This is a genomic window from Chitinophaga sp. 9-1-y (genome assembly GCF_059511905.2).
Map to the genome: position 1 here is coordinate 7,134,127 of NZ_CM197955.1, position 22,528 is coordinate 7,156,654.

The 22,528-nt window shown below is 45.0% G+C and carries 18 protein-coding genes; 7 read left to right on the forward strand and 11 right to left on the reverse strand.

Translation table 11 applies throughout. The features are described from left to right. Nucleotides 1–18: 18 nt before the first annotated feature. Genes AC5ZC7_RS28300 through AC5ZC7_RS28320 form a run of 5 tightly spaced genes read right to left on the reverse strand, consistent with a single transcriptional unit; the run spans nucleotide 19 to nucleotide 9,208 of the window. Complete coding sequence (locus AC5ZC7_RS28300; RefSeq protein ID WP_496160772.1) at nucleotides 19–2,409, reverse strand: ABC transporter permease; 2,391 nt, start codon at nucleotides 2,407–2,409, stop codon at nucleotides 19–21. 11 nt (nucleotides 2,410–2,420) lie between these two features. Further along, on the reverse strand, nucleotides 2,421–4,778 hold the full coding sequence (locus AC5ZC7_RS28305) for an ABC transporter permease (protein ID WP_496160773.1): 2,358 nt from the start codon (nucleotides 4,776–4,778) through the stop codon (nucleotides 2,421–2,423). A 2-nt stretch (nucleotides 4,779–4,780) separates the two neighbouring features. Further along, nucleotides 4,781–7,189, reverse strand: coding sequence for an ABC transporter permease (locus AC5ZC7_RS28310; protein ID WP_496160774.1), 2,409 nt, complete (start codon nucleotides 7,187–7,189; stop codon nucleotides 4,781–4,783). A 31-nt stretch (nucleotides 7,190–7,220) separates the two neighbouring features. After that, complete coding sequence (locus AC5ZC7_RS28315; RefSeq protein WP_209856524.1) at nucleotides 7,221–7,910, reverse strand: ABC transporter ATP-binding protein; 690 nt, start codon at nucleotides 7,908–7,910, stop codon at nucleotides 7,221–7,223. 50 nt (nucleotides 7,911–7,960) lie between these two features. Then, nucleotides 7,961–9,208: an efflux RND transporter periplasmic adaptor subunit gene (locus tag AC5ZC7_RS28320; RefSeq protein WP_496160775.1), complete on the reverse strand. Its 1,248-nt coding sequence runs from the start codon at nucleotides 9,206–9,208 to the stop codon at nucleotides 7,961–7,963. 217 nt (nucleotides 9,209–9,425) lie between these two features. Here AC5ZC7_RS28320 and AC5ZC7_RS28325 point away from each other — a divergent pair, with 217 nt between their 5' ends. From AC5ZC7_RS28325 to AC5ZC7_RS28345, 5 genes are all read left to right on the forward strand, one after another. Then, the gene (locus tag AC5ZC7_RS28325; RefSeq protein ID WP_496160776.1) at nucleotides 9,426–10,775 is read left to right on the forward strand and encodes a sigma 54-interacting transcriptional regulator; all 1,350 of its coding nucleotides are present in this window, start codon (nucleotides 9,426–9,428) and stop codon (nucleotides 10,773–10,775) included. 121 nt (nucleotides 10,776–10,896) lie between these two features. Continuing rightward, nucleotides 10,897–12,237, forward strand: coding sequence for a sensor histidine kinase (locus AC5ZC7_RS28330; RefSeq protein ID WP_511911286.1), 1,341 nt, complete (start codon nucleotides 10,897–10,899; stop codon nucleotides 12,235–12,237). Nucleotides 12,238–12,274: 37 nt separating this feature from the next. Further along, entirely contained in the window at nucleotides 12,275–12,970 is a 696-nt protein-coding gene (locus AC5ZC7_RS28335; protein ID WP_496160778.1) for a lysoplasmalogenase family protein, read from the forward strand. Nucleotides 12,971–13,003: 33 nt separating this feature from the next. Next, on the forward strand, nucleotides 13,004–14,602 hold the full coding sequence (gene nadB, locus AC5ZC7_RS28340) for an L-aspartate oxidase (protein ID WP_496160779.1): 1,599 nt from the start codon (nucleotides 13,004–13,006) through the stop codon (nucleotides 14,600–14,602). A 53-nt stretch (nucleotides 14,603–14,655) separates the two neighbouring features. Next, on the forward strand, nucleotides 14,656–15,534 hold the full coding sequence (locus AC5ZC7_RS28345; RefSeq protein WP_496160780.1) for an LpxL/LpxP family acyltransferase: 879 nt from the start codon (nucleotides 14,656–14,658) through the stop codon (nucleotides 15,532–15,534). 40 nt (nucleotides 15,535–15,574) lie between these two features. On the opposite strand, the gene AC5ZC7_RS28350 is transcribed toward AC5ZC7_RS28345, so the two are convergent. The 5 genes from AC5ZC7_RS28350 to AC5ZC7_RS28370 all read right to left on the reverse strand — a co-directional run bounded on the left by AC5ZC7_RS28350 (nucleotide 15,575) and on the right by AC5ZC7_RS28370 (nucleotide 19,624). Beyond that, nucleotides 15,575–16,057: a BON domain-containing protein gene (locus AC5ZC7_RS28350; protein ID WP_496160781.1), complete on the reverse strand. Its 483-nt coding sequence runs from the start codon at nucleotides 16,055–16,057 to the stop codon at nucleotides 15,575–15,577. A 106-nt stretch (nucleotides 16,058–16,163) separates the two neighbouring features. Beyond that, nucleotides 16,164–17,567, reverse strand: coding sequence for a rhodanese-like domain-containing protein (locus tag AC5ZC7_RS28355; RefSeq protein WP_496160782.1), 1,404 nt, complete (start codon nucleotides 17,565–17,567; stop codon nucleotides 16,164–16,166). A 132-nt stretch (nucleotides 17,568–17,699) separates the two neighbouring features. Next, the gene (locus AC5ZC7_RS28360) at nucleotides 17,700–18,059 is read right to left on the reverse strand and encodes an ArsR/SmtB family transcription factor (protein WP_012788619.1); all 360 of its coding nucleotides are present in this window, start codon (nucleotides 18,057–18,059) and stop codon (nucleotides 17,700–17,702) included. Nucleotides 18,060–18,272: 213 nt separating this feature from the next. After that, on the reverse strand, nucleotides 18,273–18,950 hold the full coding sequence (tsaB, locus tag AC5ZC7_RS28365; RefSeq protein WP_496160783.1) for a tRNA (adenosine(37)-N6)-threonylcarbamoyltransferase complex dimerization subunit type 1 TsaB: 678 nt from the start codon (nucleotides 18,948–18,950) through the stop codon (nucleotides 18,273–18,275). Nucleotides 18,951–18,958: 8 nt separating this feature from the next. Then, nucleotides 18,959–19,624: a 3-hydroxyacyl-CoA dehydrogenase family protein gene (locus AC5ZC7_RS28370; RefSeq protein WP_496160784.1), complete on the reverse strand. Its 666-nt coding sequence runs from the start codon at nucleotides 19,622–19,624 to the stop codon at nucleotides 18,959–18,961. 99 nt (nucleotides 19,625–19,723) lie between these two features. Between AC5ZC7_RS28370 and AC5ZC7_RS28375 the strand changes: the two genes are divergently transcribed. Continuing rightward, entirely contained in the window at nucleotides 19,724–20,107 is a 384-nt protein-coding gene (locus AC5ZC7_RS28375) for a Rid family detoxifying hydrolase (protein WP_496160785.1), read from the forward strand. Between the two features lie 139 nt (nucleotides 20,108–20,246). Here the strand turns inward: AC5ZC7_RS28375 and AC5ZC7_RS28380 are convergent, their stop codons facing one another. Further along, nucleotides 20,247–21,917, reverse strand: a complete 1,671-nt coding sequence (locus AC5ZC7_RS28380) for a L,D-transpeptidase family protein (protein ID WP_496160786.1) — start codon at nucleotides 21,915–21,917, stop codon at nucleotides 20,247–20,249. A gap of 177 nt (nucleotides 21,918–22,094) precedes the next feature. On the opposite strand from AC5ZC7_RS28380, the gene AC5ZC7_RS28385 reads away from it, so the two are divergent. After that, nucleotides 22,095–22,421: a cupin domain-containing protein gene (locus tag AC5ZC7_RS28385; protein WP_496160787.1), complete on the forward strand. Its 327-nt coding sequence runs from the start codon at nucleotides 22,095–22,097 to the stop codon at nucleotides 22,419–22,421. Nucleotides 22,422–22,528 lie beyond the last annotated feature (107 nt).

Below are 22,528 nucleotides of genomic sequence, written 5' to 3' on the forward strand. Positions count from 1 at the left end.
GTTGAAATAATAACATTGTTAATCGTTTCTCAGGTTGTCAACCGGATTCACTTCAATTGCTCTCCATGTTTGCGACAAAATAGTTACCATCGCCAGCAGCAGGAGAAACAACACCGCACCTAACATCGGGATAATGCCTATACTAACCCGGTAAGCAAAAATCTGCAGGAAGAACATACTGCCCAGGTAGCCCAATGGCAAAGCAATAATGCTCGCTATCATAATCAGGCGGATATAGTTTTTGGACAACAGGTATAGTAGCCCTGCCGGCGCGGCCCCTAATACTTTCCGGATACTGATTTCCTTTCTGCGGGTAAAGGAGGTATAAGCTACTACTCCCAACAGGCCCAATGCTGCAATCAGGGTAGAAATAAACACCAAAAATCCCAGCATGGAAATAACCTCCCCTCCGGCACGACTCAACAATTGTTCATCCATCCATTCCGAGGAAAATATTTCACCAGGATGTAATTCCATCCAGATCTTTTTTACCGAGGCGATTTGCTGGTCTTTATTTCCATTTGTCATAGCCAGTTGCAGTTGCCTGAACTCACTGGTTTTATAACGGATCGCCATTGGACGAATGTTTACTTCTATGGGCTGAAAGTTGAAGTCCTGTATTACGCCGACAATATTTACTGCCGATGAATCTGCTGCCAGCCATAAGGTTTTACCGATGGCATCGGCGGGTGTTTTAATCCCCATTACATTCAGGGCCTTTTCATTTACGATCACATACTGCTCTTTCTGGGTAGAAGCCGCGGCAGGAAAGGTGCTACCTGCCAGTAATTTAAGATGCATGACTTTGATGAAGTCCGCATCTCCCGCATAATACCCAAACTCCATCGCATCCTTACCTTCACCTGGCTTGATCATACAAAAGCTGGCATCACGCGGCATGCCCAAAGTGCCAGAGCTGGCGGATACTGCTGATACTCCATTCAATGACAACATACGTCCTTTCATCAACTGAAAATCCACATCCGCTAATGGAACATTCAATACATCTTTACGGTAAAAGCCCATGTCTTTTACTGCCTTGTAGCTAAACTGCCGGTATACGGTTACCAGGAAAATGATAGCAGTCAGAGACAGGGAAAACTGAATCACAATCAGTGTTTTCCGCAAACCTAATCCGCCGAACAGCTTTATATCAATGAGGTTCTTTAATACTTTTGCTGGCTGGAAAGAAGACAATGCCCATGCAGGAATAGCACCGGCCACCACGCCGGTAATCACGCTAAACAGCAGGAACATGGCCAGTATCTTCGGCTCAAACAGGTTAACATCTGGTATGGGCAAGGCATTAAAGTGCGTTGATCTCGCCAGCAGCAATAGCATCATCGCCATGATCAATGAAAGCATGCACATAAACACCGACTCGGTGATAAACTGCATAAATACCTGCCAGCGCTGTGCCCCATTGACTTTACGTACGCCCACCTCTTTGGCACGCTGCATAGAACGGACAATGGATAAATTAGTGTAGTTAAAGCAGGCACAAATCAGTAAGCCCAGTGCTACACCTCCTTCCACCAGCATTTTTGTCCAGGGTGGTGTACCAGAGATGTCATTATATAACTGCTGCGACGGTGTAATTTTACTCAGGGCCTGAGGTTCAAAACTAATAACCCCCTGCCCTTTCTTTGGCAAATCATCATAACGATGAGCAATATCATCCAGGGCGGCAGCAAACGCCGCTTTCCCTTCACCAGGGCGCATCACCACATAAGTATAGGAATCCAGGTTCAGATCCCAGTTCTGGATCCGATCCGGTAAAGCATGGCTCTGCTCCAGCGCCGGCACAGACGACATAGAAGCGAATGCCTCATAATCGATATGGGTTTCTGAAGGAGCCGGCGCCAACACCCCACTCACCACGAAACTGCCCAACCGGTCAAACTGTATAACTTTGCCCATAGGATCTACGGTACCAAAAAACCGCTTCGCCGTTTCATCAGTTAATACAATGCTGTTGGGGTCTGTTAACGCCGTTTTCGGATTTCCTGCTGCCAGTTTAAATCCAAAAACATCGAAAAAAGAGGGCGTAGTAAAGGCACCTCTTACATTTATCTTCTTCTTATTAATTTTTCCCTGATCAGATAGCGCCCCATAAAAAGTTACCGCCTGTTTAATGGCGCTGTAATTATTTTTCAGCATCTCTCCCAGCGGCACTGGTGTACTGGCCACGTGATACTTCCGCCCATCCGGTGTTTGCACCTTAAATGTAGCTCTCCAGGTATGCGCAATATCAGGATGAAAATTATCGTAAGTAAAATTTTTACGGTTAGAAATCAACACGATCAGGCACACTGCCATACTTACTGCCAGACCGGCAATATTGATAAAGGTAAATAACCTTTGCCGGTGCAGATTTCTGAGAGTGATAATAATATAACGTTTAAACATATACGCAATATTTATTCTGACTTTAAAGATTGTACCGGGTTCGCCAATGCCGCTTTAATGGACTGAAAACTCACAGTGGTGAGCGCAATGATCATCGCCAATGTTCCTGCAACTATAAAAATCCCTGCTGATAAATTCACGTGGTAGGCAAACCCTTCCAGCCAGTTGTGCATCAGGTACCAGCTCAGGGGTGTAGCCACCAATATGCCCACCAATACCAATAGCAGAAACTCTTTGGATAGCAGCGTAGTTACGTTTAGTACGGATGCGCCCAATATCTTCCGGATACCAATTTCCTTTTTCCGCTGTTCTGCAGTGAAAACAGACAACCCAAATAAGCCCAGGCAGGAAATTAGTACCGCTACGATGGCGAATACTTCTGCCAACTTTTTGAGCATTGTTTCCGATCTGTACATGTTATCAAAAGTTTCATCCAGGAAATGATACTCTAACGGGTATTCGGGGTTCAATTGCTTAAACACTTTTTCCACGGCAGCCACTTCTGCTGCAATATCTCCTTTTGCCAGGCGCAGCAGCATATAGTTATTATCGTGGCGTTGCAGCATCATCACTACCGGGTTGATATTTTCACGCAGGGAAGTAAAGTGGAAATCCTTCACCACACCAATTATTTTTCCTTTGCCTCTCCAAAATTCAATGTCTTTTCCTATCGGGTTGGTCATACCCATAATACGTGCTGCCGTTTCATTGATAATATAAGCACCTGAATCCGAGGCGAAGTTGGGTGAAAATTCGCGTCCCGCTTTCATGGTCATGCCCAATGTTTTCGTGTAATCGTATCCTATTGTCAAGGGCGCGGTATTGAGTACCATCTGAGCTGGCTTGCCGTCCCAGGAAAGGTCAGCGCTGGATCCGCTAACGGACAATGGAATGAAATTAGAGTAGGTGAAAGATTTAACCTGGGGTAATTGCGCCAACGACTGCTCTATTGCTGTTTCGTTAGACACCATTCCTTTATCCAGTGGCATATACATCACATTTTCCCGGTCTACCCCAAGGTTACGGTGATAGATATATTTCATCTGGCTATAGATCACCACGCTACCAACTATGAACACGAAAGAGAGTACAAATTGTATGATTACCAGGTTTTTCCTCAACAGGGAAGCGCCACCACTGCTACTCAGATCTCCTTTCAGCACCTTTGCCGGCAAAAAACGGGACAATACAAAAGCAGGGTAACTGCCTGCCAGCAAGCCTGTTACTAAAGTAACCAGCAGCAAACCAAGGAAGTATTTACCAATCACCGGCAGGGTGAAAACAATCTGCTTACCGGTAAAATTATTGAATAGCGGCATTAGTAACCAAACAACAACACCGGCCAAAACTGCTGCAATAGCGGCCATCAGCATCGCTTCGCCTGTAAACTGCAACATCAGGGAAGAACGGGTGGCTCCTAAAGACTTACGTACGCCTACCTCCCGTGCACGCCTGGAAGCCTGCGCAGTAGAGAGATTCATGAAGTTGATACAAGCAATCGCCAATACGATCAGCGCAGTAATAAAAAACAAACGTACATACTCTATCCTTCCTCCGGCAATTTTTCCATTCTCGTATTTTTCATATAGGTAGATGTCTTCAAAAGGTTGCAACCATAATTCGTTCTTCATGGTAGGGTTCAGCCGCTGATAATTCTGCTGTATTTTGGCTGTCAGCTGTTTTATATCAGTGCCGGGCCGGATCACCATGTAGTTAAACACGCTATAACTACCGGGCTTCAGGAGCCATGGATCTTCCTTTATACTCACGGCAATGGGGATCATAAAATCAAACGAAATGGATGAATTAGCCGGTGACTGCTTCACTACACCTGTTACCTGTAAAGTGTTTCCATCATCCAGTTTCACCATTTGCCCAATGGGATCTTTATCCCCGTAATATTTTTTTGCCAACGCTTCTGTTAATACAATGGAGTTGAGTTGTGTGAGCGCAGTACGTTTGTCGCCCGCTACCAATGGAAAATCCATCTCTTCGAGGAAGTTAGGCGAAACATAAATTGCCTTCTTTTCAATGGATGTTTTTCCGTTAGTTTTGAACAACATATTATTTTCCAGGGGGCGCACCTGTACGTTGGCGGTTATTTCAGGAAAACTTCTTTTCACTTCGTCTCCCAATACTACTGGCGTAACGCTCAACGTACGCAAGCCGCCCCAGTCGGCATTTACATGCAACCGGTATATGTTGGCACCATTTGCATGAAATTTATCTACGCTGTATTCATCTGCCACCCAGCATAGAATAAACAAGCATACTGCCATGCCGAAAGCAAGACCGGCAATGTTCAGTGCAGCAAAGAAGCGGCTTCTTTGCAGATTCCTCCAGGCAATACGAAAATAATTTTTAATCATGTCTATTCAGATCTAAGTGACTTAACCGGGTTCATTAATGCCGATCTTACAGACTGCAGACTGATGGTACACAACGCAATTAATACTACCAGCACCGCGGTGAGTGCAAACACCCACCATTCTATGTGTATCCTGAATGCAAAATGCTGCAACCATTTTTCCATGCCATACCAGGCTATCGGAGAGGCGACGCAGATACCAATCAAAACCAGCTTGAGGAAGTCTTTGGATAACAATAAGGATATACTGATGATAGAAGCGCCCAATACTTTCCGGATGCCAATTTCTTTTGTACGCTGCCGGGAAATGAGCATAGACAAGCCCAGCAACCCAATGCAGGCAATAAAAATAGCCAGGCCGGAGAAAACGCCGAACAACTTACCAAGTGTGCGCTCAGCCAGGTATTGAGCCCTGATATCGCTTTCTACGAACGTATAATTAAAAGGCGTATCGGGTATGATGCTGTTCCATGCTGCTTCTACACGTTTTAGCACGGCTTTTTGATCACCGGCAGCCAACCGTAGCATCAGCACCTCTGCCGCGTCTTGTTTCACCATATAGATCAACGGCGCTATGGGTTGTTGTAATGACTGGAGATTAAAATCCTCCATCACACCTACAATGGTACCATGCCGGCTCATATATCCGGGGCGCCATTCAATACGTTTGCCTACAGCATTGTCTTTATACCCTAATAGCCTGGCGGCCGTTTGATTAACAATGAAAGCATCGGAAGAATCTGTTGACAACGCGGGGTTAAAGTCGCGGCCAGCCACCAGCTTAATACCCGTCGTTTTCAGCAGGTCAAAGTCCGATTGGATAATCCCGGCTACAAACCCCTCTTTATCCTCTCCGCCTTCGCGTACAATGGGGTTGTTATTGAATACCCCACTTCCCATTAAAAAATTGTGCATGGTAACCCGTTGTACACCTGACAGGTTTTGGAAAGATGCTTTCAGCAAGGCTGTTTTAGCGCTCCCGTCTATGCCCGACAAGTACACATTTACCAGGTGTTCTTTATCAAAACCCAGGTTCTTTTTCTGCCAATAGCGTAATTGCGAAAACACCACTACAGTGGCTATTATCAATGCTACTGCCACGGCAAACTGTGCTACCACCAAACCACGGCGCACCAACACCCGGGTACCAGATGTAACAAAATTCCCCTTCAATACCCGCACAGGTATCAATCCGGATAGGTATAATGCAGGATAACTGCCGGCAATCAATCCTACGATTACTACCAGGAGTAAGCCACTCACATATAACGGCCATTTGTTAGCCACAAACAGCGATAACTCTTTCCCGGTAATAGCATTAAAGGAAGGCATCAGCGCCATTGCCAATACAAATGCCAACACAAATGATAGGATACTAATCACCAATGATTCTGTCAGGAACTGCAGAATCAGGCTTTTCCTTTCTGCACCTAACACTTTACGTAACCCTACCTCTTTCGCTCTTTCATGTGCCCGTGCAGTGGTGAGATTCATAAAGTTGATGCAGGCTATCAGGATCAGGAAGGCTGCAATGGCAATATACATCCAGATCATAGCGGAATTATTAACGCCCTTATCTCCCTGGGGGTATAGATGCACATTCCTGTTAGGCTGCAACTCCAGCGAGAAAGTTATATTATGCTTCTTTAATATGCCCCCTATATGGGTGGTAACAAAAGACTGTAACTCTTTAGTAAGCGTAGCAGGATCAGTATGATCCGTCAGTCGTACATAGGTTACATTGTTGGCAAACATGAACCATTGTTCTTCCAGTTTATTATCTGTTTTGAGGGATTGTTGGATCATGGTAGAAAAAGACATGACCATACTCATACGCAGATCTGTATTAGCGGGGAGGTCTTTTGCAATACCTGTTACCGTACAGCTGAAACCGTTACCTACTTTTATCAGCTTACCAATAGCTGATTCACTGCCAAAAAACTTCCTGGCAGCGCTTTCGGTTAGTACAATAGAATAAGGGTCTTTTAATACGGAAGCCGGATTTCCTTCCAGTAGTGGGAAGCTGAAAAATTGAAAGAAGGACTGATCTGCAAAAGCAACATTTTCTTCCCATATTTTCTTTTCACCTGTAGTAAAAAGTGTTTTACCTGGCGCCCAGATACGTACGGCGTCAGTAATGTGGCTAATCTCCTTCTTCAGGTTCGGGGCCAGGGCAAACTGGGTGCCGGCGCCATATTCTGTTTCTCCTCCGGCCGTCCGGGTAATGGTAGTAAGCCGGTAAATATTATCTGTATCGCGGTGGAATTTGTCAAAACTCAATTCATCACTTACATACAGCACAATCAGGATACAGCAGGCCATACCCACTGCCAGTCCGGCCACATTAATGACCGTAATCAGTTTATGCCGCTGCAGATGACGGATAGCAATTTTGAAATAATTCCGAAGCATGATGATGTGGTTTTAGAATGGCGGAAAAAAATCACACATGGAATTGCTCCTTGATATTCTCAGTTACTACCCGTCCATCAAACAGGTTGATAATGCGGTGGGCGAAACCAGCATCATAGGGCGAGTGGGTTACCATGATCAGGGTAGTACCCGCATTGTTAAGCTCCTGCAATAATTTCATTACTTCTTCCCCATTGGTGGAATCCAGGTTACCGGTAGGCTCATCCGCCAGTATCAGGTTAGGTTTAGCTACTACAGCACGGGCAATAGCCACCCTTTGTTGCTGACCACCAGATAACTGCTGCGGGAAGTGATTCCGGCGATGCATAATATTCATGCGTTCCAGCACTTCTTCCACCTTTACTTTTCTTTCAGCAGCAGGTACTTTCAGGTACAGTAAAGGCAATTCTACGTTTTCGAAAACCGTCAGCTCATCTATGAGGTTAAAGCTCTGGAATACAAACCCGATAGAGCCTTTACGAAGCTGCGCTCTTTGTCTTTCACTCATACGCGCTACTTCCTTATCCCAGAAGTGATACTCTCCATCGCTTGGATTATCAAGCAGCCCCAAAATGTTTAGCAAAGTAGATTTGCCGCAACCGGAAGGACCCATGATCGCCACGAATTCACCATCCTGCACTTCCATGTTAATACCGTTGAGAGCAGTGGTTTCCACCTCTTCTGTTGTAAACAGCTTCTGTAAGTTAACAGTGCGTATCATAAGTGTTTATAATTTTAAAATGCTAGTTTATATAAAAAAATGGATGATTACTAAAAGGATAAAACATCTTTGTTACCGAAGTTCTCATAAGAAGAAGTAATGACCTGGTCTCCTGGCTGTAAGCCTTCCAGTACTTCAAAATATAAAGGATTTTTACGGCCCAGCGAAATGTTACGTTTTACGGCACGGTTACCGTTTTTATCTACTACATATACCCAGTTACCACCGGTATCTGAGAAAAAGCCGCCGAGTGGTAAAAGGATCGCTTCTGCAGACTTACCCAGCACCAGGCGGATAGGAGAAGATTGTCCACGGCGGATACCTTCGGGCGTGTTTTTCTCAAAGGTCATGTCGGCCTGGAAACGACCACTTTTTACTTCCGGATACACTTTGGTGACCACCATATCATAGGTTTTCCCGTCAAATTCGAAGGATGCTTTCAATCCGGCGAATACCTGGGAAACGTAATGTTCATCAATATCAGCACGCAATTTAAATCCATTCAGGTCATCAATCTGGCCGATGTTTTGTCCGGCGGTAATGCTGGACCCAACTTCCACATCTATTGACGAAAGTTGTCCGGAAACCGGGGCCCGTACAATCAGACTGTTCAGGTTTTCCCGCATCAGTTCCAGGTTATGCTGCGTGCGGGCCAGCGTTCCTTCCAGTTGTGTAATCTGCGTTTTGGCGTTTTCCTGCTGGTAGCGCTGAGATTGCAACTGGATATCTTTCTGACGCAGGAGTCCTTCCAGTTCAAATTTATTCTTATTGAAATCCTGGCGGGCCACTATCTTTTCTTCTACCAATTGCTTATTGCGGTCGTACAGGTCTTGTGCGGCCTCAATTTTAGCATCTATATCAGAAATAGTTTGTTGCATATTAAAGTCCTGCTGACGGATATTCAGGCGGGTGTTCTGCAATTCGTTGCGCAACCGGTAGATCTCTGTTTCATGATTTACGAAGTCCATCATCATATGCTGGTTATCCAGCCGGAGAATGGAGTCGCCGGCTTTTACCATGCTACCTCCTTCCAGGTATTTACGGCTTACATATCCGCCTTCAATGGCGTCCAGGCGAATGGTTTTCAGGGGCATTACAACAGCTGTAACAGCAATGTATACATCGAAGGTACCTTTCTTGACGGTAGAAATAGTAATCTTATCTTTTTCTACATTGAGGGTAGCGCGGTGGTCCGCAAAGATCAGGGTGTACAGCAACAGCATGGCTACTGCTGCGCCACCACCTATCATCATGATGCGTTTCTTATTCCAAAACTTCTTTTCTATTTTTCTGTCCATGTGTATTAGCGAAAAGTTTGCTGCCGGTAGAAAGTCAATCCACATGCCAAAGCGCAAAACGCTTTACCAGCATTGATTTCATTGAATTTACGACAAAAAAAACGTCCTTTGCCGGACATGGAGTGTCCAGAATCGGACACTTTTAAAAGTTCCTGAATTTAGCTGTGGGTTTGAAAGAATCTTTGTTTAATATTGTTGCCTATTCACCCATTCGCATATGACTAACATGCAACCCGCTAAGATTTTAATTGTTGATGATGATGTGGACGTTTTACGTGCTGCACGCCTGTTGTTAAAACGCCATTTTGAACAGGTTGATTTTGAGAAGAATCCACAAAAAATCCCCTACCTCGTATCCAACTTTGATTACGATGTAATCCTGCTGGATATGAACTTCACCCGCGACCTGAGTAGCGGAAAAGAAGGATTTGAGTGGCTGGATCGCATCCTCGATATTAAGCCGGAAACGGCTGTGGTGTTATTCACGGCCTATGGCGATGTGGAAATGGCGGTAAGAGCCATCAAAGCAGGAGCGGTAGACTTTGTACTCAAACCCTGGGAAAATGAAAAGCTGTTGGCTACCATTCAAACAGCTTATAACAAGCGGGCCGCCCAGCAAGATAAACCACCCGCCGCTATTCATCATCCCGGCAACCAGGTAATCGGCAAAAGCCCGGGCATGTTATCCGTATTTGACACCGTATCCAGGGTAGCTGCTACAGATGCCAATATCCTCATCCTCGGTGAAAATGGTACCGGTAAAGATATGCTGGCCCGGCAAATACATGCACAATCGAATCGCAGTAATAAGCCTTTTGTAAGTGTGGACCTGGGCGCTATCAGCGAAACCCTCTTCGAAAGCGAACTGTTTGGTCACGTAAAAGGCGCCTTCACCGATGCCCGCGAAGATCGCGCCGGCCGCTTTGAAGAAGCCAATGGCGGCACCATCTTCCTGGATGAAATAGGCAATATTTCTATCCCCTTTCAGGCCAAACTACTCACCGTACTGCAAAACAGATCGGTCACCAAAGTAGGTTCCAATAAAAGCATTCCCATTGATGTAAGACTCATCTGCGCCACCAACAGAAACATCCAGCACATGGCGGCACAACACCTGTTCAGACAGGATTTGCTCTATCGCATCAACACCATCGAAATACAACTGCCTCCGCTACGCGACCGGGTGGAAGATATCATTCCGCTCGCAGAACATTTCATGCAATTGTATCGCGATAAATACAAACGCCCGGTAAACAGTATGCATGAGTCATTGATCACGCAACTGCAACGGTACGAATGGCCCGGCAATATCCGCGAACTACAACACGCTATTGAAAGAGCCGTCATCCTTTCACAAGGGAAAACATTACAGCCCAAAGATGTGTTTGTAAAAAATAACAATAACACGGACCAGACTATGGACACCGGTTACAACCTGGAAGAAATGGAACGCAACATCATTTCACAGGCCATGAAAAAATGTAACGGCAACATCACCGAAGCCGCGAAAGAACTGGGCCTCAGCAGAGCCGCACTTTACAGAAGATTGGAAAAATATAACATCTAGCATAAAGCTAAAAGCAGAAGGCAGAAAGCAAAAAGCCATTGAAGCGAACGCATATGACTCGCTCCTCTGACTCGCTTCAATGGCTTTTTGCTTTCTGCCTTCTGCTTTCAGCTTTTCTATCATGAACCGCTTCAGCATCAATATCGGTCTGCGGGTACTCCTGCTGGCAATTACACTCACAGCAGCCATCTGGTTGTACATGCATAGCATGCAGCCGTTGGCATTCCTGTTATCGCCACTGGTATTGCTACAACTGTACGGTATCTACTATTACCTAAATCGCATTAACCGGAAACTTACCCTATTCCTGGAGTCGATCCGGTATGAAGATTTCTCCATCCGCTTCAGCGCAGATAATAAACTGGGGAAAAGCTTCAGTATGCTGAATCATCAGTTCAATGAAGTACTGGAAGCCTTCCGTCAAACCCGGGCAGAGAAAGAAGCTAACCTGAAATACATTGACACCATTGTACAACACATCAGCATTGGCGTGTTGTCGTTTGATACAGAAGGAAAAATAGAGCTGATCAACCCCGCTGCATTTCGCCTCATGGGGATTTACCGGTTGCGTAATATCCACGAACTAAAAACCGTACATCCCGGACTGGCAGAGCTGTTGATGGAATTATCTTCCGGCAGCAAAACACTGTATGCTACCCGGCAGGAACAACAACTCTCTATACATGCGGCTACAGTGCGCTTACAGGGGCGACTGATCAAACTTATCTCCATACAAAATATTCACTCCGAACTACAGAAAAAAGAACTGGAAGCATGGCAGAACCTGACTAAGATTCTACGCCATGAAATCATGAATTCTGTTACGCCCATTGTATCACTGATTGGTACCATGCAGGAAATTGTTGATTTTGACATTGCACCCGGCGCCCAGCACCAGGAAGGCATTTCCGACCTACGCGAAGCATTGCAAACCGTAGAAAGCCGCAGCAAAGGCATTATGAACTTTGTAAACGCCTACCGCGATTATACCACCCTGCCACAACCACAATTCACCAGCGTAAATGTTAAAACACTGGTAACTTCCGTTAGCAGCCTTTTCCAGGCAGATATGAAACAGGCAGGCATCCGGTTTATAGTTGAAATAGATGCCGAGAATATGGAGATCCACGCTGATGTGTCGCAACTGCAAATGGTATTGATTAACCTGGTAAAAAACGCCATGGATGCACTGGAACAAACACCCGATGCCACCATTCAACTGAAACTATACCTGAACAACGCACAACAGATCTCCATTGAAGTGACCGATAACGGCCCTGGTATTGATACAGACGCCATGAATAAAATATTCATCCCTTTCTTTACCACTAAAAAGAAAGGATCTGGTATTGGCCTGAGCTTATCACAACAAATCATACAAATGCATGGCGGACAGCTGAAAGTAATCAGCCCTGGCATTAACGGAAACGGCACTACGTTTTATATCCTGTTAAATACTTAAAGAATAATCGCTAAATTAGGATCACAAGTCATTTCTTATGCTGCGTCCTAGAATCCTTATTATCATATACTTCCTTGTATTACTGGCAGATATGTTATTCATTGCGATGGGTAAGCACACGTTCCGGTTTGCTACAAAGCCATTTTTAACCGTGCTGTTGGCAATATATGTATTATACGCAGATACGGCCATGCCTCGCAGCTTCCGGGTCTTCCTGCTGCTGGCCCTGTTTTTTTCTTCTGTGGGAGATGATCTGTTGTTATTCGACCGGTTCTTTCTACCCGGCCTGGGAGGCTTCCTGCTGGCGCATATCATGTATATCATTTTCTTCCTGAAAATAAGGTACAGCAACCCGCCGGTACCACTTTGCAAGTATGGTTTCGTATTTCTGAATGCCGCCGTGGTGATCCTGTTCATCTTATTTTTAACGCCTTATCTCGGCAGCTTATTCGTTCCCGTTATTGTATACTCGCTAGCGCTTTCTATTACGGTACAAAGCGTATTACATGCTTTTCATTTCCGGAGGCAGCCGGAGGCCTGGTATTGTATGATCGGCGCGGTATTATTCCTGCTTTCCGATTCCCTGATCGCTGTAGGCAAATTCTACCATGCTTTCCCGGGAAACGACGTACTGGTAATGCTTACCTACGGTATAGCACAGTGGGGCCTGGTATATGGCAGCCTCCTATATTTCCGTAAAAGGGCTGCTTACCTCGCCGCGCAGAAATCGTAATTTTTAATCCGTAATGATTACTTTTGTTGAACTATGCAGCAAACAGACTTTCTTGTCATCGGTTCAGGAATTGCAGGGCTCACCTATGCGCTCAAGGTATCACAACAATGCCCGGATAAAAAGATCACGATCATTACCAAAAGCCGGGAAGATGAAACCAATACCAAGTACGCCCAGGGCGGTGTAGCCGTGGTAAACGACCTGGAAAATGATAGCTTCGAAAAACATATTGAAGATACCCTCATCGCCGGCGACGGCCTCTGTAATGAGCAAGTAGTAAAAATAGTAGTCACCGAAGGACCGGAAAGAGTCAATGAAATCATTGAATGGGGTGCTAACTTCGATAAAAACCCCGACGGTGATTTCTCACTGGGCCGTGAAGGCGGCCACTCTGTATTCAGGGTCATTCACCACAAAGACATTACTGGTAAAGAAATAGAACGCGCGCTGCTGGAAGCCATCCATCGCCGCCCTAATATAGAGCTGATTACCCATTGCTTCGTAGTAGACCTCATCACCCAGCACCATATGGGTTACCTGGTCACCAAATCCACTCCGGATATTGAATGCTTCGGCGTATATGTGCTCAATCTCGCTACCAATAAAATAGAAAAAATACTTGCTAAAGTAACACTGCTGGCTACCGGCGGCAACGGACAGGTATACCGGAGTACCACCAATCCCAATATCGCTACGGGCGATGGCGTTGCCATGGTATACCGGGCCAAAGGACGTATTGAGAACATGGAATTCATCCAGTTTCACCCTACCGCCCTTTACCAGCCCGGCGTAAGCCCTTCATTCCTTATCACCGAAGCGGTGAGAGGCGACGGCGGTATTCTTCGCAATATCCATGGCGAAGACTTCATGCACAAATATGATCCACGCCTGTCGCTGGCACCGCGTGATATTGTAGCCCGCGCGATAGATAGCGAAATGAAAATCACTGGTACCGAGTATGTATACCTCGACTGCCGTCATATGAACCTGGAGAAATTTATTCATCATTTCCCCAACATTTATGAAACCTGCAAAGCAGCTGGTATAGATGTAGCCACACAAATGATCCCGGTAGCGCCGGCCGCACATTATAGCTGTGGTGGTATCAAAACCAATGAGTGGGGCCTCACCTCTATCCGCAATTTATACGCCTGTGGCGAATGCGCCAGCACCGGTCTTCATGGGGCTAACCGCCTGGCCTCTAACTCGCTGTTGGAAGCCATGGTATTTGCCCATCGTTGCTTTATGGATGCTACCAGCAAAATAGACCTGCTGGAGTTTAAAGAAAATGTACCCGACTGGGTAGCCACCGGCACTACTGCGCCAAAAGAAATGATCCTGATCACACAAAGCCTGAAAGAACTGAAACAGATCATGAGTGATTACGTTGGGATTGTAAGAACAGATGTGCGTTTGCAACGTGCACTCCGCCGGCTGGATATTTTACATGAAGAAACAGAAGACCTCTACGAAAAAACAACGGTATCTCCACAGCTGTGTGAATTACGCAATCTTATTACGGCAGGGTACCTGATCGTAAAAGGAGCAGCGTTCCGCAAAGAAAGCCGGGGACTTCACTTCAATACGGATTATCCATTTAAGTCTGAGCTCATACAAAACATTGTGTTGTAAGCTAAACGGCCGTCTTTCATTACCTTTGCGTTGGATTTACAACAAACAGGAATATGTATTATCTGCTGCTTGCTTTTTGCTATAGCCTTTCCATATTGCCATTTCCGGTGTTATATTTTATCAGCGACGGCTTGTACGTGCTGGTGTATCATATCATTGGATATCGCAGAAAGGTAGTGATGGAGAACCTGACACAAGCCTTTCCCGATAAGTCGAAAGAAGAACTCACGCTCATCGCTAAAAAATACTACCGCAACCTTACAGATATGATGGTGGAAACCATCAAGCTGCTCACCATGAGTAAAGCGCAGCTCCAGAAGCGCTTTCGCTGTGATCTTACAGTATTGCATGAATTATATGCACAGGGAAAAAGCTGCCAGTTGCACCTGGGGCATAATTTCAACTGGGAATGGGCCAACCTGTTTTGTATGCAGGGAGTGGATTATCCTTTCCTCGTGGTATATATGCCCCTCACCAGCAAGCCGGCAGACCGGATGTTCCGTCACTTCAGGGAAAAGTTTGGTACCATTCTCATTCCTGCCAATGATATGGGCAACAGCATGAAAGCCTGGACAAATAAACAGTACCTGATTGCGCTGGTAGCCGATCAAAATCCCGGTAATCCCCGCAGCTGCTACTGGTATCCGTTCCTCAACAAAATGACACCCTTCTATAAAGGCCCTGAAATGGGCGCTAAACGTAGCGATATTCCCGTGGTATTTGTAGATATACGCAAAGAAAAAAGAGGGTACTATAATGCTACCTTAAAGCTGGCTTTCGAACATCCGCAGCAGGAGCCAGATGGCAACATCACCGAAACATTTGTACACTACCTCGAGAAAAATATCTACGAGCAGCCGGAGGTATGGGTATGGAGTCACCGCCGCTGGAAGCATACCTACCAGGGACAGAAAAATGGGAAAAGTATTTAGGGAGATGTGAATACCCGGGTGTTACCCGGCCACGCATGGATTACTTGCCTTTTACCTGGTTAATCACTTTCCTGGCGCCGGATTGCTGTGCCAGTTGCATCACTTTACGCAGTTGTTTCCTTTTAACGGTACCATCCAGGGTCACTTCCCCGTTGGCAATACTGACTGCAATATCTGCAAAGCCATTGGCCGCATAAATAGAATCCAATGTTTTCTTTAGTAACTCATCCGGGCTGACAATTACTTTAGGTGGCTCCGGCGGTAACGGTGCTTTTACTGTGATATTATCTTGCACAGACTTCACTCCCTTTACGCCTTTGAGTGCATCTTCCGCAGCAGATTTGGCTACTTCATCACTGACCTCTCCGCTAAGAATCACTACACCATTCTTCACATCTGCGGTGATACCCGGGACCAGGCTTAATTTTTCATTTACTTCTGCTTTGAGGGTAGCATCGGATGGCTGGCAGCCAAACATCAACAACAAACCGATAGATACTATGGAAGCTATTTTGACAGTCATGGCCAAACAATTTTGTAGCAAGAAGTTAACAAATACAGGGGGAATGACCAAAAAACAGCTATTAGCCATTAGCTAAATGCTAATGGCTAATAGCTAATAGCTTTTATTAATTCAGTACCGTCTTTTCTTGTACTACCTGTAATCCTTTCTGGTCTTTCATTTTAGCGAAACCACCATCTACATTACGCAGGTTATGGATACCTTCTCTTTTCATGATAGAGCAGGCAATAATGCTGCGGTAACCACCCTGGCAGTGTACGTAGAGGTTATAGGTTTCTTCCATATCCGCCAGTTTTCCGGGATCCATCATATCGCCCAATGACAGGTTGATGGCGTCTTTGATGTGGCCATCCGCATATTCAATAGGCTTACGTACATCCACGATTACCAGGTGGGGATCATGGGGAATATCCATCGCCAGTTCATCAGCTTCTACGGTGATGATCAGGTCTTTGGCTTCGCCGGCAGCTTCCCAGGCAGGGTAGCCTCCATTCAGATAGCCAACCACGTTATCAAAACCTACGCGGGCCATTCTTACCACTGTTTCTTCTTCTTTGCCCACAGGTGTTACCAGGATGATGTCCTGGTCAAAAGGTAACAGGCTGCCTGCCCATTCTGCAAAGCGTCCTTCCAGGCCAATGCTGATAGCGCCAGGAACAAATCCATCGCCAAATTCAGTAGCCGGACGGGTATCCAGGATCAGTGCACCTGCTTTTCCTTTGGCTTTAAATTCAGCCGGGGAAAGCGGTTGCATCGCCTTTTCCATCACTGCTTTCAATGCATCATATCCTTCCTTGTTTATTTTGGCGTTGATCGGGAAATAAGAAGGTGGAGTAGATAAACCACTGGTTACTTCCTGGATGAATTTTTCCTTTTCTGTAGCCAGCAAGGCATAGTTGGTAGCCTTTTCATCACCAATGGTACTGAAAGTATTTGGACCCAGATTCTTGCCACAGGCAGATCCGGGGCCATGTGCGGGGTAAACAATTACCTGGTCAGGTAATGTTTTGATTTTGTTGTTGAGAGAATCAAACAGGTATCCGGCCAGTTCTTCTTTGGTTAAGTCACCACTGAAAAGATCCGGGCGGCCTACATCTCCAACAAATAAAGTATCTCCGGTAAATACGGCATAAGGCAATCCTTTCTCATCATTCAGCAGGTAGCAGGATGATTCAAGCGTATGACCAGGCGTGTGCAATACCTTCATAGTTACTGCACCAATCTGGAATACTTCATTGTCTTTAGCCACATACGTTTCAAAGTTGGTAACAGCGTCCGGGCCGAAAACGATTTTTGCACCGGTTACTGCAGCAAGCTCCAGGTGTCCCGAAACAAAGTCCGCGTGGAAATGCGTTTCAAAAATGTATTTAATGGTGGCGTTCCTTTCTTTTGCCAGATCAAGATAAACGTCTATATCACGTAGCGGATCTATCACAACGGCCACTCCTTCAGATTCTATGAAGTAAGCCGCTTCTGACAAACAGTTGGTGTACAATTGCTTTACGTACATGGTTTTTGATTTTTACAAATTTACAACTTCTGGGGAGCTGTAGCTATGGATAAAATCTATACCAAAATAAAAAAGTAGCCGTAAAGGCTACTTTCTTATATAATTTCTTCCGTAATATACGGAGCAATACTTTTAACCAACAAGTTCTTCTACAAACTTTGCTACTTCAGCAATACGTTGCTTGTTGATGGTGTAATGAATAAATTTACCATCTCGCTCTGTAATTACAATGCCTGCACGCCTTAAAATGGCGAGGTGTTGTGATGCTACCGATTGTTCCAGACGCAATTTCACATAAATCTCGGTCACGGTCATTTTTTTGTGGTCTTCCAGCAGCTTAATCATCTGCTGGCGCAGCTTATGGTTGATAGCACGTAAAACCATAGCAGCCTTCTTGACGGCAATGTAATCCAATTTGATCTGGTCTTTTTCATTGGTACCTCTAGAAATAATAAGAGTATTAGAAGAGGTAGTTAATAATGTTTTTTCCATCGCATAATAGTTTTAAAAAAATGATGAAATGAAAGGGATCAACGGACAGTACTCGCAAACAGTTAGACAACAATTGCGGTAATCGATTTATACAAAAATATAATATCTATCACAATAAAAAAAATTTCCATACCTTATTTTATCATATATAACCGTCAGATACTTGCAAATTAGATGTAATTTGACAGTTCTATGACAAAAATAGGATATGTATCAGGGTTTTTGCGGGGAATAGAACGGCTTGAGGTAGAATGGACTGAAGTAAGCCAGATCAACGAACAACTTTTTATCGAATGCCTGTGCTGAAAGTGGCGCCATATGCGCCGCACTTATAACATATTCTGCGAAAATAGCATTTTTAGGTGAAGATAACATCAGTTTCCATTTAGGACTGCCATCTCCAAAGAAGTAAATCTTCTTTTCCGCCAGGGCAGCCTCCAGGGAAGAAGGCTCCAGGATCATGGCCTGTGGCGGCATTATCTCCTGTAAACGGGCGTCATACAAGCCCATAAACACTTCCTGTCTGCGGGCATCCAACATAGGGCAATACCAGGCATCTTCATCATTTACGGAAGATACTAAGCCCTGCGCCATCATCTGCAACGTGGAAATAGCCAGCAACGGCTTTTGCCACGCATAGCACAAACCCTTTGCAGTAGCCACTCCTACCCTTAATCCAGTGTAAGAACCCGGTCCTGCACTCACGGCAATGGCATCCAACTCCTGGTGGGAAATACCCTGCTCTTTCAATATCTGCTGTACAAACAACGTCATGGTAGCAGCATGATCCGACTGCTTTTCATTTACCAGTGTTTGAATCACTTGCCCATCGCGGGAAAGGCTCACGGAGCCAGTAGTTGTTGCGGTATCTATATTCAGTATTAATGCCATGTCTTATATTAAATTGCTTCGTAGGCGGTTTGCAAAGAGGCCGCTACTTCATAACGGTCATCCCCGGTAGCATCATGTACAGCTTTCAATACCTCGTATACATGCAGAATACCGATTCGTTCACTCCATTCAAAAGGACCATACGGATAATTAGTACCTAAACGCATAGAAGTATCAATGTCTTCCCGGGAAGCAGTTCCTTCCTGGGCGGTAAGATAAGCCTCGTTAATGATCATACACACCACCCGCGGGGTAACCATACCCACCACATCCGCTACCAGTGCGTATTCCCATCCGAGCTTATACATCAGTTCATCCAACGTCTCCTTTTGTCCTTCATCCATCACCGTTACTTCCATCACCGGCACATTCACAAAGCCTGGTAAAAAATTACAACCCATGATATTGAATCCCTGCTCAAAGGCAAACTGGTTCATGATGTCGGACAGGGAAGTTTTTACCATGCCCGCCAACACCGGTATCCCTGGGTTCTTAGCGTATACCAGGGCATGTTCCGGCCGGTCGTCGAAAATGAGGTCCAGCACCACATCAAACACTTTGAGCGACAAAACCTCTTCCAGGCTTGTTTTCCATTGTATGTCATGATGCGTGGCCATTCCCTTTTGCTGCAATTCTTCGTACCGTTGCGCATCTGCTATTACCAGGATATTCATGCGTTAAATTTCGGCAAACCTAATAAAGAATCATTAATTATAACACATCCGGCCCTGTAAAGGATGGTGCGTTCTCAATTATTATTTACTTTCGTTTACATGGAAAAGCAAATCATTAATACTACCAACGCGCCCGCTCCCATTGGGCCTTATAACCAGTCTGTGAAAGCTGGAAACACCCTCTATGTATCCGGTCAGATCGCCCTGGATCCGGCTTCCGGTGAACTGATTAAATCAGGTATTGTTGACGAAACGCACCAGGTAATGAAAAACCTGCAGGCTATTTTGAAAGAAGCCGGCATGGGGTTTCAACAGGTAGTTAAAGCAACCATCTTTTTAACAGATATGAAAACATTTCCGCAGGTGAATGAAGTATATGGTAGCTATTTTACCAGCGATTTCCCTGCCAGGGAAACCGTACAGGTTGCAGCATTGCCTAAAGGCGTAGATGTGGAGATTTCTGTGATTGCCGTAGGCGCGTAGTTTTTTGTCTTTGGACAGGATTAGACTGATTAAACTGATTTTGTTTTTTGATGATTATAGAAGATTAACGAAATCATCTAAAATCTATAAAACAAAATCAGTTTAATCAGTCTAATCCTGTCCAAAGACAAACTCCTATTTATTTTCCAAACAGGGAAGTAGCCAGTTTAGCATCGTGTCCATACACGTCGTCCCTGAAATTCAGTTTACCATTGCTATCTACAAAAGCAGTGAAATACACGATAAATACCGGCACTTTATCTTTTATCGTCATATACTTCTCTTTACCCGCATTCATAGCATCATCGATTTTCTGTTCTGTCCAGCTGGAATCGTCGCGGAGCAGCCATTGAGCCAGGTGCTTGGGTTCTGCTACCCGGATACAGCCATGGCTGAAAGAACGTTTGTTCTCACCAAACAGGTAGCGGGCCGGAGTATCATGTAAATAGATATTGTATTCGTTGGGGAACAGGAATTTCACTTTGCCCAGAGAGTTCTTTCCACCGGGCTTTTGTCTTACTACGTAAGGGAAATTCCCACCGGAATACTTACTGAAATTAATAGCTCCCGGAGAGATGGCTTTACCGCTGGCACCTACAATTTCCATGTTTTGTCTGGCCAGGTAGCCGCTACCACTACGTTTCAAACCTGGTAATACTTCTTTTGTCAATATCCCCGGAGGTACGTTCCAGTAAGGACTGAATACAATATAACGCAGCTCTTTGGTGAATATTACGGTATTAGCACCAGGCTTACCTACCACTACATTGCAGCTCCAATCGAGTTTTCCCTTATTGTATACATGCATTTTAAACTGCGGAATATTAACAAGAATGTAGTCTGTGGTGGGTTCTATGGGCACCCAACGGAGACGCTCCATATTCAGCAGTATTTTCTTGATACGATCCTGCAGTGGTGTATTGAGGGCGTCCAGTACACTTTTATTGATGGTACCATCTTCTTTGATGCCCATCCGGTTCTGGAAGCTGCGAACAGCAGTATCCAATGCGGCCGTAAAGCGTTTACTGCTATCTGTTCCGGGCAGGTCGCCAAAGGCTTCCAGGCGGTATTTTACCTCGGCAATTACGGCAGACGAATCTCCTTTTTTGAAGCTCTTCTGCGTAGTGCGGATAGAATCCCATTTCTTTCCGGTTTCCAGCTGGGCGAACTTCTTCAGTTGTTGCCGCAGTAAAATATATTGGTGATTTACGGGTTCATCGTCTTCAAAAGCATTATTCTTTTTGCCTACCATAGAGTCCAGGAGGCTTTCCATGTCTATTTTTTTACGGGGAATAAACCATTCCAGGTCTTTGGCTGAATCTGCGGTTAAGCCGCCCCATACCTTATTACCATAGGCGAAGAACTGCGCGGTTAGCAACATTTCTACTTTGGGGATAACAGGGTCTCCGGGTTTGAGGCCTTCATCACTTACCAGCAGGGTATCTGTGAGTTGTTGCAGATCGGGAGTCATGAGACTGCTGTCTTTGATGCCATAGGCGGCATCATTTTTCATCATATTAATAAAGTTGCTGGCTTGTTCGGTAAGTCCGTCTTTATTAATCCAGGCGTAATGAAAGTCACGCTTGCGGTAGAAGTTGAGGATATACTCGTCATACGCATCATAGCCTTTATGTGATTGCAGGAACTCATTCACAAAGTTGCTGTCGATGGTCTGTTCAATATATGCCTGTTTGGTATAGTGAGAGGTATCTCTTGCCTTTGTTTTCTTGCGGGAGCCACTTTGTTGCTGACAGGCAGCGAAGATGATCAACGACAATAAGGCGAATAAGGAATAAAAACGTATAGTCATATGCGTAATAGAGGTATTTATTTGCTTAAACAAACATGACAATTACAATTGGGATTATAAGGGTATTTATGCCGTAAATGTATGAAATATATAGCATTAGCAGTTGTTAGCTTTTAGTAAAATGTGGTGTCAACGCATTTATAAATCAGCTATATTTAAACTTAAAACCCAACAAATATGACCAAACCTGCTTCTTTAGATGAAATTCCTGTAAAAAATACGATTGCCGGCCATTATGGCCGTTTTGTGCATGGCAGCAAAAGCACGCTGGCTTTCTGGGAGATAACAGCTGGCTCGGATTCGCCTGTTCATCAGCATCCGCACGAGCAAATCACTTATGTGGCGGAGGGTAGTTTTGAAATGTTCCTGGATGGCAGGAAGTATGTGCTGGAGCAATATGACACGTTGGTAATTCCGCCCAATACACCACATGGTGGCCGTGCATTAACAGATTGCAAAATCATAGACAGTTTTAGTCCTGCGAGAGATGATTATCGGTTTTAGCGGCTTTTAGCCATTAGCTTTTAGCTTTTAGCAAAATGCAGCGGAGATAACAATATATTTTGTCTTCATCCGCTGCATTTTGCTAAAAGCTAAAAGCTAATGGCTAA

Bases quoted from the DNA above. Each gene is read 5' to 3' on its own strand.
- AC5ZC7_RS28345 (WP_496160780.1), top strand. From the start codon at position 14,656: ATGTATTATCTGCTGCTTGCTTTTTGCTATAGCCTTTCCATATTGCCA.
- AC5ZC7_RS28325 (WP_496160776.1), top strand. From the start codon at position 9,426: ATGACTAACATGCAACCCGCTAAGATTTTAATTGTTGATGATGATGTG.
- AC5ZC7_RS28370 (WP_496160784.1), bottom strand. From the start codon at position 19,624: ATGAATATCCTGGTAATAGCAGATGCGCAACGGTACGAAGAATTGCAG.
- tsaB (WP_496160783.1), bottom strand. From the start codon at position 18,950: ATGGCATTAATACTGAATATAGATACCGCAACAACTACTGGCTCCGTG.
- AC5ZC7_RS28355 (WP_496160782.1), bottom strand. From the start codon at position 17,567: ATGTACGTAAAGCAATTGTACACCAACTGTTTGTCAGAAGCGGCTTAC.
- AC5ZC7_RS28350 (WP_496160781.1), bottom strand. From the start codon at position 16,057: ATGACTGTCAAAATAGCTTCCATAGTATCTATCGGTTTGTTGTTGATG.
- AC5ZC7_RS28300 (WP_496160772.1), bottom strand. From the start codon at position 2,409: ATGTTTAAACGTTATATTATTATCACTCTCAGAAATCTGCACCGGCAA.
- AC5ZC7_RS28335 (WP_496160778.1), top strand. From the start codon at position 12,275: ATGCTGCGTCCTAGAATCCTTATTATCATATACTTCCTTGTATTACTG.
- nadB (WP_496160779.1), top strand. From the start codon at position 13,004: ATGCAGCAAACAGACTTTCTTGTCATCGGTTCAGGAATTGCAGGGCTC.
- AC5ZC7_RS28330 (WP_511911286.1), top strand. From the start codon at position 10,897: ATGAACCGCTTCAGCATCAATATCGGTCTGCGGGTACTCCTGCTGGCA.
- AC5ZC7_RS28380 (WP_496160786.1), bottom strand. From the start codon at position 21,917: ATGACTATACGTTTTTATTCCTTATTCGCCTTATTGTCGTTGATCATC.
- AC5ZC7_RS28375 (WP_496160785.1), top strand. From the start codon at position 19,724: ATGGAAAAGCAAATCATTAATACTACCAACGCGCCCGCTCCCATTGGG.
- AC5ZC7_RS28305 (WP_496160773.1), bottom strand. From the start codon at position 4,778: ATGATTAAAAATTATTTTCGTATTGCCTGGAGGAATCTGCAAAGAAGC.
- AC5ZC7_RS28385 (WP_496160787.1), top strand. From the start codon at position 22,095: ATGACCAAACCTGCTTCTTTAGATGAAATTCCTGTAAAAAATACGATT.
- AC5ZC7_RS28310 (WP_496160774.1), bottom strand. From the start codon at position 7,189: ATGCTTCGGAATTATTTCAAAATTGCTATCCGTCATCTGCAGCGGCAT.
- AC5ZC7_RS28320 (WP_496160775.1), bottom strand. From the start codon at position 9,208: ATGGACAGAAAAATAGAAAAGAAGTTTTGGAATAAGAAACGCATCATG.
- AC5ZC7_RS28315 (WP_209856524.1), bottom strand. From the start codon at position 7,910: ATGATACGCACTGTTAACTTACAGAAGCTGTTTACAACAGAAGAGGTG.
- AC5ZC7_RS28360 (WP_012788619.1), bottom strand. From the start codon at position 18,059: ATGGAAAAAACATTATTAACTACCTCTTCTAATACTCTTATTATTTCT.